This is a genomic window from Streptomyces sp. NPDC058697, from assembly GCF_042715345.1.
Lineage (GTDB): Bacteria > Actinomycetota > Actinomycetes > Streptomycetales > Streptomycetaceae > Streptomyces > Streptomyces liliifuscus.
The window spans coordinates 84105-101790 of record NZ_JBHXSU010000014.1 but is presented as its reverse complement, the minus strand read 5'-3'; the positions used below and the strand labels follow the sequence as shown (position 1 = coordinate 101790).

At 67.2% G+C, this 17686-nt stretch carries 14 protein-coding genes, 1 tRNA gene and 1 pseudogene; 11 read left to right on the top strand and 5 right to left on the bottom strand.

Annotated elements, in window-relative coordinates; genetic code table 11:
- The first annotated feature begins 509 nt into the window (after positions 1–509).
- The gene (locus tag ACFWXQ_RS29335) at positions 510–2474 is read left to right on the top strand and encodes an ATP-dependent endonuclease (RefSeq protein WP_383935319.1); all 1965 of its coding nucleotides are present in this window, start codon (positions 510–512) and stop codon (positions 2472–2474) included.
- A gap of 658 nt (positions 2475–3132) precedes the next feature.
- Here ACFWXQ_RS29335 and ACFWXQ_RS29330 read toward each other — a convergent pair.
- Positions 3133–4218 (bottom strand): DUF1152 domain-containing protein, encoded by a 1086-nt coding sequence (locus tag ACFWXQ_RS29330; protein ID WP_383935321.1) that lies wholly within the window; start codon positions 4216–4218, stop codon positions 3133–3135.
- A gap of 80 nt (positions 4219–4298) precedes the next feature.
- Here ACFWXQ_RS29330 and ACFWXQ_RS29325 point away from each other — a divergent pair, with 80 nt between their 5' ends.
- The 5 genes and pseudogenes from ACFWXQ_RS29325 (at position 4299) to ACFWXQ_RS29305 (ending at position 8405) form a co-directional block, all read left to right on the top strand.
- The gene (locus ACFWXQ_RS29325) at positions 4299–5039 is read left to right on the top strand and encodes a GntR family transcriptional regulator (protein ID WP_383935323.1); all 741 of its coding nucleotides are present in this window, start codon (positions 4299–4301) and stop codon (positions 5037–5039) included.
- 278 nt (positions 5040–5317) lie between these two features.
- Entirely contained in the window at positions 5318–5782 is a 465-nt protein-coding gene (locus ACFWXQ_RS29320) for an ATP-binding protein (protein WP_383935325.1), read from the top strand.
- 62 nt (positions 5783–5844) lie between these two features.
- Positions 5845–6573, top strand: a complete 729-nt coding sequence (locus ACFWXQ_RS29315; protein WP_383935327.1) for a GntR family transcriptional regulator — start codon at positions 5845–5847, stop codon at positions 6571–6573.
- Positions 6574–6757: 184 nt separating this feature from the next.
- Positions 6758–7627: pseudogene (locus ACFWXQ_RS29310) on the top strand (tyrosine-type recombinase/integrase); the annotation flags it as partial.
- Between the two features lie 55 nt (positions 7628–7682).
- Positions 7683–8405, top strand: coding sequence for a DUF5677 domain-containing protein (locus ACFWXQ_RS29305; RefSeq protein WP_383935329.1), 723 nt, complete (start codon positions 7683–7685; stop codon positions 8403–8405).
- Positions 8406–8507: 102 nt separating this feature from the next.
- Here the strand turns inward: ACFWXQ_RS29305 and ACFWXQ_RS29300 are convergent.
- Positions 8508–8581, bottom strand: a tRNA-Gly gene (locus tag ACFWXQ_RS29300).
- A 571-nt stretch (positions 8582–9152) separates the two neighbouring features.
- Between ACFWXQ_RS29300 and dcd the strand changes: the two genes are divergently transcribed.
- The 4 genes from dcd to ACFWXQ_RS29280 all read left to right on the top strand — a co-directional run bounded on the left by dcd (position 9153) and on the right by ACFWXQ_RS29280 (position 12251).
- Entirely contained in the window at positions 9153–9728 is a 576-nt protein-coding gene (gene dcd, locus ACFWXQ_RS29295; RefSeq protein WP_143640041.1) for a dCTP deaminase, read from the top strand.
- 23 nt (positions 9729–9751) lie between these two features.
- Complete coding sequence (locus ACFWXQ_RS29290) at positions 9752–10249, top strand: phosphoribosyltransferase (protein ID WP_383935479.1); 498 nt, start codon at positions 9752–9754, stop codon at positions 10247–10249.
- A 179-nt stretch (positions 10250–10428) separates the two neighbouring features.
- Entirely contained in the window at positions 10429–11430 is a 1002-nt protein-coding gene (locus ACFWXQ_RS29285; RefSeq protein ID WP_383935330.1) for a hypothetical protein, read from the top strand.
- Positions 11431–11453: 23 nt separating this feature from the next.
- Entirely contained in the window at positions 11454–12251 is a 798-nt protein-coding gene (locus tag ACFWXQ_RS29280; RefSeq protein WP_383935332.1) for a hypothetical protein, read from the top strand.
- On the opposite strand, the gene ACFWXQ_RS29275 is transcribed toward ACFWXQ_RS29280, so the two are convergent.
- Positions 12142–13443 (bottom strand): sulfite oxidase, encoded by a 1302-nt coding sequence (locus ACFWXQ_RS29275; RefSeq protein ID WP_383935334.1) that lies wholly within the window; start codon positions 13441–13443, stop codon positions 12142–12144. The genes ACFWXQ_RS29280 and ACFWXQ_RS29275 overlap by 110 nt on opposite strands.
- Positions 13444–13666: 223 nt before the next feature.
- On the opposite strand from ACFWXQ_RS29275, the gene ACFWXQ_RS29270 reads away from it, so the two are divergent.
- Positions 13667–15064, top strand: a complete 1398-nt coding sequence (locus ACFWXQ_RS29270; RefSeq protein WP_383935481.1) for an FAD-binding oxidoreductase — start codon at positions 13667–13669, stop codon at positions 15062–15064.
- Positions 15065–15135: 71 nt separating this feature from the next.
- Here ACFWXQ_RS29270 and ACFWXQ_RS29265 read toward each other — a convergent pair whose 3' ends face one another.
- The gene (locus tag ACFWXQ_RS29265) at positions 15136–16146 is read right to left on the bottom strand and encodes a Yip1 family protein (protein WP_383935336.1); all 1011 of its coding nucleotides are present in this window, start codon (positions 16144–16146) and stop codon (positions 15136–15138) included.
- A gap of 15 nt (positions 16147–16161) precedes the next feature.
- Entirely contained in the window at positions 16162–17616 is a 1455-nt protein-coding gene (locus tag ACFWXQ_RS29260; protein ID WP_383935338.1) for an integrin-like protein, read from the bottom strand.
- Positions 17617–17686 lie beyond the last annotated feature (70 nt).

Sequence of the window (17686 nt, the reverse complement as noted above, 5' to 3'; positions counted from 1 at the left end):
ACCAGCCGCCCCCAGCTTTTATCCCGTCCGCCGTCGACCCACATACCGTGGTGCGGGCGTGGTTCATGGCGTTCAAGTGGAGCGCGTCACTGTACGAATGACCTGAACGCCATGGGCCGGGGATCTGGCACTCTTGTGGCACGAACCTCAGCCGACGACAGTCAGCCACGACGATGGGCGCGCCGACCGACCACGTACGTGTGTGCCTCGCATACCCCCACCGGCCTCAGCCACGCTGCCATGCCGTCGTCCAGAGCAAGCCGCGCCGGCGGAAGCGCGGCGGTGAGACCTTGGGCGATGACCTCTTCGTCCCGAAGCAACTTGGGTGGGCGTCCGGCCTCGGGCTGGTGCACCTCCCACCTGCCCTGATGGTCCGCTGACGTCCGCGCTCGTACGCCGTTGTTCGCTGGCGTTGTCACGCAGTTGAGAGCTGAGTGGTTCTCAGAGGTCCCCACGGCAGCTAGGCCAATCGGGACCCGCACCTGGTGCTTGGGTGGCACTATATTCCTATGGATCTGCGCCACGTCTCACTCGAAAGCTTTCGCGCTTTCCCTAACGCCGAATGGGACATTCCAGCGACAGGGCTAATTCTGGTAGCTGGTTCCAATAACTCTGGAAAATCGTCCCTTCTTTCATCTCTTGATGTTATTGCTGGCACAATGGGGCATGAGCCGGGCCTTGGCTATCGAAATTTTCGTTCAGTCTCGGAACCCACTGTGACGGCAACATTCACCATGTCTGATATGGAAAGAAGCAGGATGCTTGACGCGCTTCGCAGCGTGCCGTCGACCGTATTGGAATCTGGATGGGCCTTTCGAGAGGTCGACTTCATTTTCCAGAAGAGTCCAGATGCAGGGTTCTCCATTGCGGAGATTAAGGCTTCCTGGGGCAATTCTAAGAAGCGGAGTGTCGCGAGAGTTGCCCGGAAGGAATCTGGGGAGCACACCCTATTCTCTGTGGCTCCTGATCAATCTCGTGCGGCTCGTGGGGAAGTCGCTCTTGCGCAGCGTTGGAGTGGGCATCAGGCCGAGTCAGTCGAGTCGCTTCGGTGGCAGCTTGGAGAGGTCAGTGCCATTTTGGGCGAATTGGACAAATGGCGTTCCAGTTATTATCATTTCAAGGCCCTAAGGGGCGGTTCCCCGCGTTCAAGTAGCCTCTCAAGTGAGCCTCGATTAGATCCCACGGGAAGTAATCTTCCTGCAGTCCTTCTCGATTTGCAGACTAATCGATCACAGATTATGGAAGAGCTGCGCAGCTTAATCTCTCAGTTGGTTCCGGATGTCGGTCGATTGGAGACCCCGACACTCAGTAATGTACTGGAGGTTGCGTTCTCAGATCCTTTCACGCCCGGCTTCCGTCATAATCTCAAGGATCTAGGTACAGGAGTGGAACAACTCCTCCTCACCTTGATTGTCGGGCTCACCGAAAAGTCTCCCTCCACCCTTGTCGTGGAGGAGCCAGAAACCAATCTGCACCCAGCAGCCCAGCGCGGCCTGCTAGGTTTGCTAAATTCCTGGGCGACAGATCGACTGATTATTGCCGCAACGCACAGTCCTGTAATGTTGGACTGGGCTCCTGGCGATAAATCTCTTTGGCATGTCACGAGGTCTGAGGGTGCTTCACGGTTGGCGGCGGTGGAAGAGGCGCCGGTTGAACTATTCCAGTCCCTAGGGGTTCGTATTTCTGATGTTTTGTCGTCTGATCGGCTATTGTTCGTGGAAGGTCCGTCTGACGAAGGGATTCTGAGCGTTTGGTTTCCAGAGGCGATGAGGAATCCTCGAGTTTCACTCATCCCCGGCGGGGGTGGCGATAATGCCCGACTTGCAGATCTATTTTCTGAGTGGCTGACACACGCAGATCGACTCGGGCTCCGTCGTGTCCTGTACCTGCGTGACAGGGATGAACTTCCTTACGAGGTAGTAAGCTCCCTCACGCGATCGGGAAGTGTCTACGTACTTGGTTGTCGCGAAATTGAAAATCACCTTCTCGACGCAGAAGCGATTTCCTCAGTTCTTTTGAGAGACTCCCTTTTGAAGGTGCGGATCGATTCGCGAATCGTACAGGAGAAGATCATCCAGGCGGCGCAGGATCTTCGGCAATCAATGATCGTGAATCGAGTTGCGCGAAAGATTCCATCCTTGCGGCTAATGGATCATAGGATGCGGGGAAAGCTGGCAAAGAATGCGACTACCTCCAAAGAGATCTGGGAATCTGTAAATTCACGCTTGCCGGATTCCGGGGAATTGCGGAAAAAAATTGAAGAGTATTGGGACCTGGCCACGCGTGAAGTCTTCGAGATGTCCACTGATCAGCTCGTTAAGTGGGCTCCAGGCGAGGAGGTTCTAAACGCTGTCTATCTTAATTTTCTCGGGCGTGGCTTCAATAAGCGGATAGACGGCGAGGCGCTGGCCCGCGAGATCGGTGAGCCGCCCGCTGAGCTGAGTACAGTTCTGCGAGCTTTCATGGCAGAGTGAAGTTGTATAGGCAGCTCGCTCATTGCGGTTGAAGACCTTGATGCAGGCGGCTGATTGCTGTGCGCGCGGCGCGGGCGTCGGCCGGGCTGGAGCGGGGCGTAGACAGGAGCGCAGGCCCGGCCGGGGGCCGGGCCGCGCGCGGGGAGCGGAGCGAGCCGCCTTGAACCCGTGAAGAAAGTTGTAACTCAGACGGCGGCTTGCGAGCTCTGGCTGAGTAGCGTGCTCCCATGGGGTGGGGAGAGCTGATCACGGCTGTCGTAGGGGTCCTGGTCGGTGTTGCGGCAACAGAGGTTGTTCACGCGCGGCGGGCGCGTATCGAGAACCCGGCAATACGCCTCACGGTTCGCGCCGATGGCAACGATGGGGCGTATGTGTTGAACAACCTTGGCTATGCCAGCGCCCACAAGGTTGGAGTGACCGCGGGTTGGGTCTCACAGCATGGGCGTTACCGGGTCACTCATCCTGTTGCGCGTTGGAACGAGGTGCCTCCTGGTGCGGAGTTGCACTTCACCTTGCCGCAGGGTGTCAGTCGTGCTGATAGCGCAGTGCTCATGGTTGCGTGGCACGAGAGTCTCAAGCCCGCGGCTCGTCGTCGGCAGCAGCAATGGCCTCTTGGATGAAGAGCCGCAGTCGGAGCAGTACGTACTCCGCTCGCTGACTATCGGAGACGCCACAGGGGTGCCGTGTACTGCTCGGGACGGCTGCTGATGAGGAGCTGGCGCAGGTCCTCGCGCTGGGATCCGTTGAGGTTCAGGGCCTCGGTGAGGTGCCGAAATGTTGTGTGGGTGACTCCGCGGCGCCGGGCCTCGCCTTCGAACTGGTCGAGTTGGGCCAGCACGGTCTGCGGGACCAGGTCCGTGTGCGGCTGGTCTTTGAGCCATGCGGCCTTGTTGCGCTCGTAGTCGATTTCCGAGTAGCCGCAGACTTCCCGGCTGTACGCCTCGACCTCGTCCAGGGCCTCCGTCGCCATGATGGCGCGGGCCAGCTGATTACGGCTGACCGCCTCGTCCAGATCGACCTCGTGGACACTGGGGCCTTCGTCCGTGAGGGGAACGGGGAGTCCGGCGTCTCGTACCTCGCAGGTGCCGCGTACGCCTAGGGCGGTGGCGGCGAGCATGCCGGTGGCCTCGGACGGGTGCCATTCCAGGACCGAGCTGAACGGTTCGACGTCCTTCGCCGTGAAGGTGTGGACGAGGGCGCCGAGCATGCCGCGCAGGTCGTCGAGCGGTAGTTCGCCGTCCAGGCCGGGGCCTGCGACCAGCAGCCGGATCGAAGCGTTCACCTGGCAACACGCGGCAAGCGTGAGGGCGTCCGCGAGCGGGCTCTTCAGGGTCGGCTCGTCGCCCCGGGCGAGGATGTCGCCGCCCACGTCGAGCAGATCGATCGTCTCCGGTGACAAGTGGGCGATGAGCTCTTCGAGTTGGCGTGTGATGCCTTCGGCGCCGTGGTGCGGGTCGATCAGGGCGAAGGTGTGTGGGAGCTCTGCCGCGAGTCGGGGGAGTGTGGAGCCTGCTGGAGCAATCGGCCGGGCGTCGGCCGGCACTGTCCAGACTGCGGGGGTGAGCTGTTCGAGGCCGGTGAAGTTGTCCGGTCCTCGGGGGCCCGGTACCGGGTCGATGAGGAGGCGGTCCCACGCGTACGTGAGGATCACCGCCTGGTCCTCGGCGCCGTAGAGGGCGGAGTGAAGCATGGCGGCGGCGACTGCGTCGCCCCCTCCTCCTGCTGCGACGATCAACCGCTTCATACGGCCAGCGTACGGGGTCGAGGGTTGACCACTCACCCTATAGTGGCTAGAGGCCATAGCCACTTGGACAAGGAGGGTGAATGCCTCAGATCGAGGAGGCTCAGCCGAAGTATCTCCAGATCGCGCACTTCATCCGCGATCAGATCCTTCGGGGAGACCTGCGGCCGGGGGACGAGGTGCCCTCGGAGCGGCAGTTGGCGGCGGACTGGAAGGTGTCCCGGCCCACGGCTGCACGGTCGTTGGAAGCGCTGAGCCATCAGGGGCTCGTCGAGAAGCGCCAGGGGTCGGGCACGTACGTGCGCAGCCTGGCGGTCAACCGGCGGGCGCGTGAGCTGTACGGCCGGGCACGGCAGACCGGGAAGATCTACACGCCCGGTGAGTACGCGGTGATCACGTCGGCCGGTTGGCTGGATGCGCCGGATCACGTGGCCGAAGCCTTGGGGCTGGTCAAGGATCGTCGAGCCGTGCACCGGCGGCGGGTGACCAGCAACCAGGACGGGCCGATCACGCTGTCTACCTCCTGGTTCGCTCCGGACGTTGCCCAGCGTGCGCCCAAGCTCCTGGACCCTGAGCGGATTCAAGAGGGGACGCTGATGTACGTCGAGAACATGACGGGGCGCCAGGGCAGCTATGCCGAGGACCGCATGTGCGCTCGGAGCGGCACCGACGAGGAGGCCTCGGACCTTCAACTCGACGCTGGTTCAGCTGTTCTGATTGTTCATCACGTTGTCTTCGACCTCCAGGACCGGCCGTTGGAGTTCGCCGAAGCCACCTATCCCCCGCATCGCTGGGCCTTCGAACAGGGCTACCCGCTCACCTGACGGCCCGGCAGTTACGCCGAACCACTTGCACTCTCCAAGTGGCTAATGCCACTATCCACAAAGCGGCTAAGGCCACTTGGACTGGAAGGGGGCACGGCGTGACGAGTCAGTGGCCGGACAAGGGCGCGCGGTTAGTTTGCCGGGGATGCCGTGGGCGCGGTTGGAAACGCGTCGGCTCCCGTACCGCTCTGGCGCTCTCCACGGCCAACGATCGCGCTCGTGCCACATCGAAGCGGCGCTGTCTCGACTGCGATGGCAGCGGCAAGGAGTGAGCGCGGATGGATGACACCACCGATGGCCGCGACGGTTTCGGTACCGCACGACTCGGGGCGATGATCCTGCACCCGGCGCCGGAGTCCGTACCCCGGGCCCGGAGCTGGTTCCGGAAGTTCATCGCCGCATACAACCCGGCCTGCTCGATCGACGACTGCACACTGATGGTCTCCGAGCTGGTCACCAACGCGATTCTTTACGGACGGGCGGATGAACCCTGGCTGGTGCGCGTTGAGTGGTACCGCGTGGAGACGTCGCTGCGGATCGAGGTGCACAACCCGGGATTCCCGGCGAACGTGCGACTGCGGCGCCCAGAAGCCAACGAGGCACACGGGCGCGGCCTGTTCCTGGTCGACGCCATCGCCGACTCATGGCACTCGGGACCCAGCCGATTCGGCGGGACCGTGGTCTCCGCCGTGGTGGCTGACGCCTGGCCGTCGAACGAAGGATTCGGCCCCCTTCTACTGTGAGTGTGCAAGTGTCGCTAGTCTGGTTGACCAGTTGACTGGTCCAATCCCGACGGGCGGCGTTCATGGCGTATGAAGTGGAGCCACCGAAGTACGTGCGCCTCGCGCAGACCCTTCAAGGTCGCATCGAGGACGGCACGTACCCGCCCGGAACGCGGGTGCCCAGTGAGAACCAACTGGTGCAAGCCTTCGCGATGTCCCGCCCGACCGTCGTGCGAGCGCTGGAGCTGCTGAAGCGTGACGGCTGGCTGGAGTCCCGGCAGGGGTTCGGCACGATTGTGCGGGGTCGCCCCGAGGCTGGCGAGCGAAAGGACCGCCGCGGTCGTACGGCGTTGGAGCGCGACGAATCGCAAGCGCCGGGCCGCCTGGTCGAGGTCGGTCATGTACCCGTTCCTGCTCGTGTTGCCTCGGCGCTCGGACTGCCCAAGCGGGCGAAGGTTCTCGTGCGCCGGTTCCTGGTCGAGGAGGACGGCGACGCGGTCGAGTTGGTCTCGTCGTACTTCCCCGCCGGCCTGGTCGAGGGAACCGAGCTGGAGACGTCCGAAGCTCTGAGCGGCAGCGTCCGCGAGCATCTTGAGACGCGGAAGAAAGTGCGCTTCGACCACGTCACGGAACGGGTCTCGGCAAGACTGCCCGACAGTGGCGAGGCTGAACTTCTGGAGCTCCCTGAGGGTGTTCCCGTCCTCAGCGTGTTGGTCATCGCCTGCGACACCTCGGGGCAAGCCTTGCAGGTCGTCGACGTGCTGCTGCCTGCGGACCGGCAAGAGCTGGAAGACACCTACCGGCTGAACTGAGCCTCCTGCGGGGCGAGTTCCACTTGGTAGCCACTTGACAAGTCAACCTGGCATCCTTAACTTCGAACTTACTAAGTCAACTTGTCATGTTGCGAGTTGATCCACTCAGAAGGAGAAATCTCTGTGCGTGTGATCCGTATTGACGCCTCGTCCGCCACGATCCTGCTCACCGAAGCGCCGTCGCCTGGACGAGATTACGGCTCCCCGCGTCCGTGAGTGGCGGGCTGAACGCCTCCGCACCACCAAGGCGAAGACGACGATTGCCAAGGCGTACCGTCTCCTCAAGGGCATCTTGGAGACTGCCGTCGATGACGATCTGATCAGCCGTAACCCCTGCCGCATCAAGGGCGCGAGTAAGGAATCAGCCGCTGAACGTCGTATCGCCTCCGTCGCCCAGGTCGACGCCCTCGCCGAAGCGATCGGCATCCGCTGGCGGCTCATGGTCTACCTCGGCGCGTACGGTCCGATGCGCCCCGAAGAGCTGGCGGGCCTACGCCGCCGGGATGTCGACCTCGACAACCTCGTGATCAGCGTCCGAGTTGCTGAGCCCGAGTGGACCAACGGCAAGCGCGCTCCTGGTGAGACCAAGTCCGACGCGGGCGTCCGTGCCGTCGTCCTCCCCACCTTCCTCCACAAGGAAGTGAAACAGCACCTCGCCTGGTTCGCGGAGAAGGGACCCGATGGGCTGGTCTTCGTCGGTGAGAAAGGAGCGCCCTTCCGGCGGACTTCTTTCGGCCGGAAGTGGAGACGGGCTCGGGTAGCCGTCGGCCTCCCGGACGGCTTCCGCTTCTACGACCTACGTCACACAGGCCACACCTTGTCGACGCGCTCGGGGGCCACCCTGAAGGACCCTATGGTGCGCGCCGGGCAGTCCTCTGAGAAGGCCGCGTTGATCTATCAGCACTCCGACGAGGAGCGGCAGCGCGAAGTAGCCGCCGGGCTCGATGAGATGGTGCGCAACCAGCGTGCGAAGCAAGAGGAGACCTCGAATTCCCCCTCGCACAGGCCAGTTGGCGAATTGGCGCAGCCAGATTCGAACGGACGAAATTCGTGAACCAGTCTGTTATTCCTCAAGTAGCCTTACCATCCCATTCGAGACGGGAAGGTGCATGAGTAACGTCACGCCGCAGCAGTACCGTCAGGCCGCCGAGAGGATGATTGCTGACTACCGGGTAGCCGGGCCGATCGAGACGAAGCAGCGCAAGTACCGATCAGTGCTCCTTGGGCATGGCTGGTGCACTGAGGTTCACCGTCTCGCTGAGGCTGCCCTCTACCTCGTTGATGGCGGATACCGTCACGAGGCACTCATTCCGCTCCGCACCATGGTCGAGACCACCGTCAGCCTTCACTGGCTCTCGCAGAAGGGTGACGCTGGTGCACGTGGTGTGTTCGCCGAATGGGGACGCGTGAACCGGGCCGCTGCCGAGGACATGCAGAAGGCGTTCAATGTGCCGCAGGACCTGATCGACACGATCAAGGGTGAGCCGGTCGAGAAGACCGATGAGAGCGAGATCTTCCGCAGGTTCCAGAAGCAGTGTGACGAGATCGATCCCAAGAAGGAGCTCTACTCCGTATATCGCTATCTCTGCGGTTACGCGCATCCGAGCGCGACCAGTGCCTCGGCCTTCATCGAGTGGACGACCGAGCCCCCCAGCCTTCGTGGCACGCCCAAGGAGGGTGCCGCATCCGTGGTGGAGGCGACGCTGGCCATGTGTCTGATCTGGGCAGGGCGAGCCTTGGACGAGATGATCAACGGCAAGCCGCGTAAGCAGTTCCTGCGCGCGATGGCCAGGGAGCTTGAGCTGCCCCCCGCGTTGCCCCTGATCAACTAGCGGAGAGGTGCGGTTGGCCGTAGTGGTGCGGTTATGGTGCGCGCCCCACCTGCTGGTCCAGACAACAAAGAACCCCCGGGTCAATGACCTGGGGGTTTTGCGTGGAGCGGGTGACGAGAATCGAACTCGCACTCTCAGCTTGGGAAGCTGATGTTCTACCACTAAACTACACCCGCGTAAGACGCCGGTTCGGACGGTTTGGACCGGTGTCGGAAACGCGGAATCACCATACCTCATGCCAGGCCCCCGGCGCTGAAGCCGTGGGGCCCGGTGCTGTTTCGGGGGGTGGACGGGGCTGCGGGGCGCGGGAGTTGGGGCGTACGGTGGAGGGGTTGAAGAGGGGCTGCGCGGGATCGGAGTGCCGCCTGGAGGGCCGTCCTCTTCGTCCCGTAATGTGGCGCTTCCTCGTCAGTCAGACGCCGCTCCTGGGGAAGGGACTCTGAGGACTTGATGGAACGCAGCACCGTCGTCCGTTGTGCCGAAGGGCACGTGTTCAGCACCGCCTCGCTTCCGATGCAGCAGGCCGATCGGCTCGGCCCCGGCCGGCTCATCCGTTGCCCACGCTGTGCCCGGCTCCGCAATGTCGTACCTGTGGAGTTCGAGAAGCGCTGAGCACACCAAAGCGCGCAGCGCGCAGCGCGTGGTACGCAGTGCCGGGTACCGCGCGTTCGCCGCGTTCTCGGTCGCCCGGGTCCGCCACGATCACAGGATTGTGGCGGGCCCGGGCGCTCTGCGTATCCTCGGGGCGTGCTTCTCTCTGACAAGGACATCCGGGCCGAGATCGATGCCGGGCGCGTACGGATCGATCCCTACGACGAATCCATGGTGCAGCCGTCGAGCGTCGACGTACGTCTTGATCGGTACTTCCGGGTGTTCGAGAACCACCGGTACCCCCACATCGATCCGTCCATCGAGCAGGCGGATCTCACGCGGCTCGTCGAGCCCGAGGGGGACGAGCCGTTCATCCTCCACCCCGGGGAGTTCGTGCTCGCGTCGACGTACGAGGTCATCACGCTTCCCGATGATCTGGCGTCCCGGCTCGAGGGCAAGAGTTCGCTCGGGCGGCTCGGGCTCGTCACGCACTCCACCGCCGGGTTCATCGACCCCGGCTTCTCCGGGCACGTGACCCTTGAGCTGTCCAACCTCGCGACCCTCCCCATCAAGCTCTGGCCGGGCATGAAGATCGGGCAGCTGTGCTTGTTCCAGCTCAGCTCGTCGGCCGAGTTCCCGTACGGCAGCGACCGGTACGGGTCCCGCTATCAGGGGCAGCGCGGGCCGACCGCCTCACGCTCCTTCCTCAACTTCCATCGGACCCAGGTGTGAGTGGCGGCGACATGAGTGATGACGTGAGTGACGTGCGCGAGAATCTCAGCTACGAGCGCTTCGGGCTCGCCGTCCGCGAGCTTGCCCAGACCATCGCCGACGACGGGTACGAGCCCGACATCGTCCTCTGCATCGCCCGCGGCGGCGTCTTCGTCGCCGGCGGCCTCGCCTACGCCCTCGACTGCAAGAACATCCACCTCGTGAATGTCGAGTTCTATACCGGTGTCGGGACCACTCTGGACATGCCGGTCATGCTGGCGCCCGTCCCCAACGCCATCGACTTCTCCGACAAGAAGGTGCTGATCACGGACGACGTCGCCGACACCGGCAAGACGCTGAAGCTCGTGTACGACTTCTGCGTCGACGCCGTTGCTGAGGTGCGGTCCGCCGTCATCTACGAGAAGTCCCAGTCGCTCGTGAAGTGCGAGTACGTGTGGAAGCGCACGGATGAGTGGATCAACTTTCCGTGGAGTGTCGAGCCGCCTGTGGTGAGGAGGGCCGGGCAGGTTCTCGACGCGTAGCGCTCCGCTGGGTGCCCGCTCTTTGGCTGCGGCGCCGTTGTGGCTGGTCGCGCAGTTCCCCGCGCCCCTTATGGGGCGCGTTTTTCTTGCCGTTAAAAAAACGCTTGCGTTTCGCTAACGGGCCCCGTAGCGTTTGTGTACGAAACCGTTTCGTATCGATCGCGGGGAGGGGCCAGGTCATGACCGTGAGCAGTCCGGTGGTTCTTGCCCTCGTGCTCTCCCTGGTGTCCGCGTTCTCCTACGCGGCGGCCGCTGTGGTTCAGGAGCGGACCGCGGCCGGTACGGCCGATCTGCGGGGCGCGCTCGCCCGCGGGTCGTGGTGGTGGGCCGTCGGGCTCAACGCCTCGGGCGCGCTGCTGCATGTGGTCGCGCTGCGGTACGGGCCGCTGACCCTCGTGCAGCCGCTCGGGGCGCTGACCCTTGTGGTGGCGGTGCCGCTGGGGTCGCTGGTCGCCCGGCGGCGGACCTCGGGCGTCCAGTGGCGCGGCATGGGTCTGACCCTCGTCGGGCTGACGGCGTTGCTCGTCGCCACCGCGGCGGGGCACGCGCCCGACGACACCCTGGGGACCGGTGAGGTGCTTGGGGTCGCGCTCGTCGCCTTCGTCGTCATCGCTGTGCTCGTTCGCGCCGGGTCCGGCAGTTCCGGCCTCGGCGGGCTCGCCTTCGCCGCTGCCTCCGGTATCGCCTCTGGGGTCGGGTCCACGCTGGCGCAGAAGCTCGCCGTCGGGCCGGCCGTGTCCTGGAGTGTGGCGGTAGTCGTGGTTCTCACCGTCGTGTTCGCCTCGGGTGGGCTGCTGCTCTCCCAGAAGGCGTACCGCAGTGGCCTCGGCGGTCCGCTGGCCCTGTTGACCCTCGTCAACCCGGTCACCGCGTCCGTCATCGGCATCGGTCTGCTCGGCGAGGGCTTCCAGTACGGCACGACCGGCACGCTGATCGCCCTCGCCGGTGCCGTGGCGGCCGCCCGGGGCGTGATTCTGCTCAGCCGCCCTCAGCCCGACCAGTCCGACCAGGACCTTCCCGGTCAGCCTGCCGCTGCCCCCGCCCGCGACCGTTCGCTCCCGCCTCGCCCCGCCCGGCTCCTCCGCGCCCGGCTCCCGGCCGCCGCGCGGGTACGCCCCGTCACCGTCGAACTCGGCGTCGAACTCGGCGTCGAACTCACCGGCACGAGCCGGACCGTCTGAGAAGGAGAAGGGGAACACCAGAGATGACCATGACCATGATCATGACCGCCACCGCCACCGCCACCGCCACCGCCACCGCGACCGCTAGCGCCGCAGCCGCAGCGACCGCCGCCTCCGCCTCGGCCATGGCGAAGCCCCTTCCGACCCTGCGGCCCCGCACGACCGTGCGCGCCGCAGGACTCGTCGACGTACCGGCCGTGGCCCGCCTGATCGCCCCGACCGACGCCGACACCGGCACCGGAGTCGTCCCCGTGGACTGGGACCGGGCCCGCCGTGCCATGCGGCTGATGCTGGCCCATCACGCTCTGGAGGACGGTCAGGTGTGGGTGGCCGAGCGTGAGGACGGCACGCTGCTCGCGGCCGCCGTCTGGCTGCCGCCCAGTTCCGGTGCCGAGCCGCCCGACCAGCGCTTCAGCGGCCTGCTCTCGCGTGAGCTCGCCCTCGGCCCGCAGGAGCGCCCGGAGCGCCTGTTCCTGTCGGCCGGGCCCGAGGCGAACCACTGGAAGCCCGACGAGTCGCACTGGAAGGTGGCCGTCGTCGGCGCCCTGGACGACACCAGCGCCTGGGACCACACCGTCGCCGACGACCTGCTGGCACCTGGGCTGCGTGCCGTCGACGAGGAGGGCGGCGCCGCCGTCGCGGTCACGCTCTCCGCCCGGCACGGGGACCAGCTGCGGCCGCTCGGCTTCCGCCGGCCGCGCGCGGTCTGCCTCACGCCGGGCGGGAGTGTGTGGATGACGACCCGTCAACCTGCGGGCACAGCACGGGAATCCGCTGCACCAGGTTGTTTCCGAAGCCTCCCCGGTTCCAGGGCTGCGTGACCGGCTGGGTGTTGCCCGCGGCGTCCGTGGCCCGGGCCGTCAGGACGTGCGTGCCAGGGGTGGCCGTCCAGGGTGCCTCCCAGTGGCGCCAGGACCAGGCGTGGCCCGGGCGGCCGTCCGGCGGGTCGAGCTCCGCCTCCAGCCAGGAGCCGCCGTCGTCCGTGCTGACCTCGACCTTCGTCACCGGGGCGTGGCCCGACCAGGCGCGGCCCTCCAGCCGCAGTGGACCGGGGCGTACGACCCTCGTGCGGGACATGAAGTCCGGGAAGCCGGGCGGGACCATCAGCGCGCGCGGGGCGATACGGGTCACCGGGTCGCCGGGCTCGTCCGCCGCCTGGCGGTAGCGGTACGCCACCGACTGCTGGAAGCCCGTGAACGGGGTGTCGGTGAGCGTGATGTCCCGCAGCCACTTCACATGCGCCATGCCGTACCAGCCGGGGACCACCAGACGCAGCGGGTGGCCGTGCTGCGGTGGCAGCGGGGCGCCGTTCATCTCGTACGCCACCAGGGCCTCCCGGTCGGCGGCCGTGGCGTCCGTGAGCGTCAGGCTGCGGCGGTAGTCCTGCTCGACGCCGCGTTCCACGCCGTGGTCGGCGCCTGTGAAGACCGCCTCGACCGCGTCCGGCTCGACTCCCGCCTCGGCGAGCAGCGTCCGCAGGGGTACGCCGGTCCAGTCCGCCGTGCCGACCGCCTCGACCAGCCAGGGCTGGCTCACGGGGCGCGGGGTGAGGCGGGCCCGGCCGTTGCCCGCGCACTCCATGGTCACGCGGTGGGTGACGGGCGGGAGGGAGTACAGCGCGGACAGGTCCAGGACCAGGGGCGTACGGACCCTTCCGCCAACCGTCAGGGTCCACCTCCCGGCCTCGACGGGCGGGATGTACGGGATGTCGTAGTGGACCAGTACGTAGTGCAGGCCGGGCGGGGTCACGTCGTGGCGCAGGGCCTCCAGGAGGAGGCCGTGGTTGCGGGCCGCCAGGGCCAGCTCCTCGTGGCTGATGCCCTCGTCGGGTCCGGCCACGCGCCCGGGCACGCTGACGTCCTCCAGCGAGCGGGCCGAACCGGCGCGGCCACCCCCACAACTGCGGCCACCCTCGCCCCCGCCCTCGCCACTGCGGCCGCGCTCGCCCCCGTCACTGCGACCGTCGCCGTCGTGACCCTGCCCCGGCCCCTGCCGTCCGCTGCGGCTGTCCATGGCTCCATGGTGCTCCCCTCGCCGCGCCCGGGCACCCCGCTCGCGATTGCCAGGCCCGGCGAGCGGCGAGACCCTTGACATATCGGCCCTGGGGCGGATGAAACGTGCGATCGCGGACGGACCGTACCTACCGGGCCTCGCGAGGAGAGCGATCGTCATGGGAGGCACCACCGGCACCACAGGCACCGGCACAGGCACCACCATCGGCAACAGCAGCGGCGGGATGGACGGTACGACCCTGGAGGCGATGCGGACCGGACTGCGCGGCCCGGTCATCGCTCCCGAGGACGCGGCGTACGACGAGTCCCGGTCGATCTACAACGCGATGATCGACCGGCGGCCGGCCGCCTTCGTGCGGTGCGCGGACGCCGGGGACGTGATGAACGCCGTCGACTTCGTCCGCGACCACGGGCTCGAACTCGCCGTGCACGGTGGCGGACACAGCGGCCCGGGGCTGTGCCTGGTGGACGGCGGTGTCACCCTCGACCTGTCGCCGATGCGCTGGGTACGGGTCGACCCGGTCGCGAAGACCGCGCAGGCCGGCGGCGGCAGCCTGCTCGGCGACCTGGACCACGCCGCGCACGCCTTCGGCCTCGCCACACCCGCCGGGATCATGTCGACGACGGGCGTCGGCGGACTGACCCTCGGCGGCGGACACGGTCACCTGACCCGCAAGTACGGGCTGACGGTGGACAACCTGATCTCCGCGGACGTCGTTCTCGCCGACGGCAGCTTCGTCACGGCGAGCGCGACCTCGTACCCGGATCTCTTCTGGGCGCTGCGCGGCGGAGGCGGGAACTTCGGGATCGTCACGTCCTTCACCTACCAGCTGCACCCGGTGCACTCGGTGGGCGTCGGCATCACGGTCTGGCCGGTGGACCACACGCGTGAAGTGCTGCGCTGGTACCGGGAGTTCCTGCCGCAGGCGCCCGAGGACCTGAACGGTTTCTACGCGGTGCTCGCCGTGCCGCCCGGGCCGCCGTTCCCCGAGGAACTGCACGGGCACCGGATGTGCGCCGTCGTGTGGTGCTGGACCGGTGACCTGGCCCTGCTGGACGAGACGCTCGCGGTGGTGAACGACGCCGGGCGGCCTGCCTTCCACTTCACCAGCCCGATGCCCTACCCGGCGCTGCAGAGCATGTTCGACGAGCTGATCCCCAAGGGCCTGCAGTGGTACTGGAGCGGTGACTTCTTCGACCGGATCACCGACGAGGCCGTCGACATCCACCTCAAGTACGGCGAGAACCTCCCCACCGACCTGTCGACCATGCACCTCTACCCGGTCGACGGGGCCGCCTCCCGGGTCGGCTCCTTCGACACGGCGTGGGCCTACCGCGACGCCGTCTGGTCCGGGGTGTTCGCCGGCATCGACCCGGACCCGGAAAACGCGGGCCTCATCAAGCAGTGGTGCACGGACTACCGGGAGGAGCTGCACCCGTACTCGATGGGCGGCGCGTACGTGAACTTCATCGGGCCCGGTGAGGGCCAGGAGCGGGTCAGGGCCACCTACCGGGACCACTACGACCGGCTCGCCGAGGTGAAGCGGACGTACGACCCGCACAACCTCTTCCACGCCAACCAGAACATCGAGCCGGCGCACTGGCCCCGGGGCGACGCCTAGACGCCCAGTACGAACGCCCGGGGAGCCGCCCGGGAAGCCGCCCGGAGGGTGCCTGGAACGTAACGAGACGTCTAGAACGTACCGAGCTTGATGATCGACAGCAGGGCGATCAGCTGGATCGCCGACGCTCCCAGGGCCTTGGGCCACGGCAGGTCGTGCGACTTCTTGACCATCAGCGTGAAGAGCACGCCGGCCCCGACCCAGGTCGCCCAGCCCAGCAGCTGCACGAACGGCGCGTCGCCGCCCGCGAACATCGCGACGACCAGTCGCGGCGCGTCCGTGAGCGACATGATCAGCATGGAGAGGCCGACCGTGGGCTGCCAGGCGCCGTCGCCGCCGAGCTGGCGGGCGAGGGTGTGCGTGACGACACCCAGGATGAACGCGCTGAGGACGATCGCGATGGCCGTCGTCAGGACGATGGGCACCGCGTTCGACAGGGTGGCGTTTATGACGTCCGCGCGGGCGCCGTCGAAGCCGAAGACCGCCAGCAGGCCGTAGAGGAACGTCACGATGAGGGCCGGGGCCCACATCGTGTAGTCGCGCATCTGCAGGAAGGTCTGATTCGGGCGCATGATGACGCCCGTCAGCAGTTCCTTCCAGTGCAGCCGCGGGCCCACCGGGGGCGCGGTCGTCTGGCCCGCGCGGTACGTGCCGCCCGGGCCGTACGGGTCCTCGCCGACGGAGAACGCCGTGGTGTGCCCCGGCTGGTTCGCCGCGTACGGGTCCGGGCCCTGACCGTGATGGTCGTGGTCGCCGAAGTACTCCGGCTCACCGTGCCCGTTCGCCTGGGGCCACTGCTGCGGCCCGTTGCCACCGCCACCGCCGCCATTGCCGTACCGCTGCTGATGCTGCTGCGGGTACGGCTGGGGCGCGGGGGGATAGCCGTACGACGGGCCGCCCTGGGGGGCCTGCTGTCCGTAAGGCTGCTGCCGCGTCTGCTGTTGCGGTTGCGCCTGCTGCGTGCGGTTGTCCCGGCCGCGTCCGATCCTGAATCCAGCCACGTAATCGAACGTACCTGGTCCCGCACAGTGGCGTGCCGGGCCCGGGGCAACGGGCCCGGCTTTGCTGCCGAGCTGTGACATCCCCTAAGGGACTTTTCAGTGGCTGCTCAGGGTTTGGCCGTACGCGAGTCCGCCGGCCACGGCCGGGAGGCCGAGCTTGGCCGGCGTGACCGTGTAGGAGCCGTCGGCGCTCGCGCGGGGGAGCACCCACACACCGCCCGACCTCGCGTTCTCGCCCGGCGAGCCGACCGCGATGTCCGCCCTGCCGTCGTGATCGTAGTCACCGGCCGCGACGGCGGCACCGAAGGCGTCGCCCGCCTCCGCGACGCCCGGCAGGCGCGGGGTATCCTGCTGGTACGCGACGGAGTGGCCCTCCCCGTACGCGTCGACCAGGCCGGTCTCCCCGCCGAACAGGAGGGTCGCGGCGCCCGCGCCCGCCCGGGTGCCGATCGCCTCGCCGGGGGCGCCCGCGACCAGGTCGTCGCGGCCGTCGCCGTTCACGTCCGTGACGGCCAGGGAGGCGCCGAAGCGGTCACCGGTCTCGGCGACGCCCGGCACACCGACCGTGTTCTGGTCGAGGGTCTGCGCGCGGCGCCCGAAGGAGCCGTCCGGGCCGCTGCCGTAGTGGACGTGGATGCCGCCGCCCTCCGCGGACTCCTCGGGGCCGCACGGGTCGTCGATGTTCTCGTCGGCGATCTCGCGGCACTCGCCGAGGGCCAGGTCGTCGTTGCCGTCGCCGTCGAAGTCACCGGCGGCGAGGGCCGAGACACCGGCGTTGTCGGTGTTCCAGGTGTTGGCCATGCCCTCCTCCGCCGCGTCCCAGGCCCACAGCCGTACGTGTGACTGGGTGAAGGGGGCGTCGACCGTCCAGTACGCCAGGGCCAGGTCCGTCGTGCCGTCGGCGGTGAAGTCACCCGTGGCGAGGACGGGCGCGCGGCCGCCCATGGGGGCGTCAAGGACGGTGGTGAGGATGCCGTCGGCCGTGCGCAGCACGACCTTGTCCCGGCCGCCGATCACGATGTCCCTGCTGCCGTCCCCGGTCAGGTCGGCCGCCGCGACCGATCCGCCGTACGCCGCCGAGGCCGCGGGGCCGGTCAGGGCCGTGGACCCGTGGCCCGGGCCGCCTCTCGCCCCGCCCACGACGGTGACCATGCCCGCGTCCGCGCCACGGTCGGTGACGTCCTCGCCGGGGGCGCCGGCGAGCAACTCCGCGATGCCGTCGCCGTTGAGGTCCTCCAGGACGACGGAGGCGCCGAACCGGTCGCCTGCCTCCGGAGAGCCGGGCACTTCAGCCGTGGCCTGGCTGACCCGGACGCTGCCGCGGGAGCCCAGCCCCTTCGGACCGCCCCACACGACGTTGACGTAACCGGCCTTCGCCTTGCCGCCGACGCCTCCGTCGGGGACGCCGACGGCGAGGTCCGCGTAGCCGTCGCCGTTGAAGTCGCTCGTGGTGGGGGACGGTTGGGCCGCGGCCGCGGTGGGCGCGAGTGTCAGGCCCGCGGTGACCGCCGCGGCGACGGTGGCGGCGATTGCGTACGTCCGTATGTGCACGGGGGCTCCAGGGTGGTGACCGGGGACTGCGGTTCACCTGTGTGACACCTGGAGGCTGCCAGGGGTTGTG

Bases quoted from the DNA above. Each gene is read 5' to 3' on its own strand.
- ACFWXQ_RS29335 (WP_383935319.1), top strand. From the start codon at position 510: ATGGATCTGCGCCACGTCTCACTCGAAAGCTTTCGCGCTTTCCCTAAC.
- ACFWXQ_RS29330 (WP_383935321.1), bottom strand. From the start codon at position 4,218: ATGAAGCGGTTGATCGTCGCAGCAGGAGGAGGGGGCGACGCAGTCGCC.
- ACFWXQ_RS29325 (WP_383935323.1), top strand. From the start codon at position 4,299: ATGCCTCAGATCGAGGAGGCTCAGCCGAAGTATCTCCAGATCGCGCAC.
- ACFWXQ_RS29320 (WP_383935325.1), top strand. From the start codon at position 5,318: ATGGATGACACCACCGATGGCCGCGACGGTTTCGGTACCGCACGACTC.
- ACFWXQ_RS29315 (WP_383935327.1), top strand. From the start codon at position 5,845: ATGGCGTATGAAGTGGAGCCACCGAAGTACGTGCGCCTCGCGCAGACC.
- ACFWXQ_RS29305 (WP_383935329.1), top strand. From the start codon at position 7,683: ATGAGTAACGTCACGCCGCAGCAGTACCGTCAGGCCGCCGAGAGGATG.
- ACFWXQ_RS29285 (WP_383935330.1), top strand. From the start codon at position 10,429: ATGACCGTGAGCAGTCCGGTGGTTCTTGCCCTCGTGCTCTCCCTGGTG.
- ACFWXQ_RS29280 (WP_383935332.1), top strand. From the start codon at position 11,454: ATGACCATGACCATGATCATGACCGCCACCGCCACCGCCACCGCCACC.
- ACFWXQ_RS29275 (WP_383935334.1), bottom strand. From the start codon at position 13,443: ATGGACAGCCGCAGCGGACGGCAGGGGCCGGGGCAGGGTCACGACGGC.
- ACFWXQ_RS29270 (WP_383935481.1), top strand. From the start codon at position 13,667: ATGGACGGTACGACCCTGGAGGCGATGCGGACCGGACTGCGCGGCCCG.
- ACFWXQ_RS29265 (WP_383935336.1), bottom strand. From the start codon at position 16,146: ATGTCACAGCTCGGCAGCAAAGCCGGGCCCGTTGCCCCGGGCCCGGCA.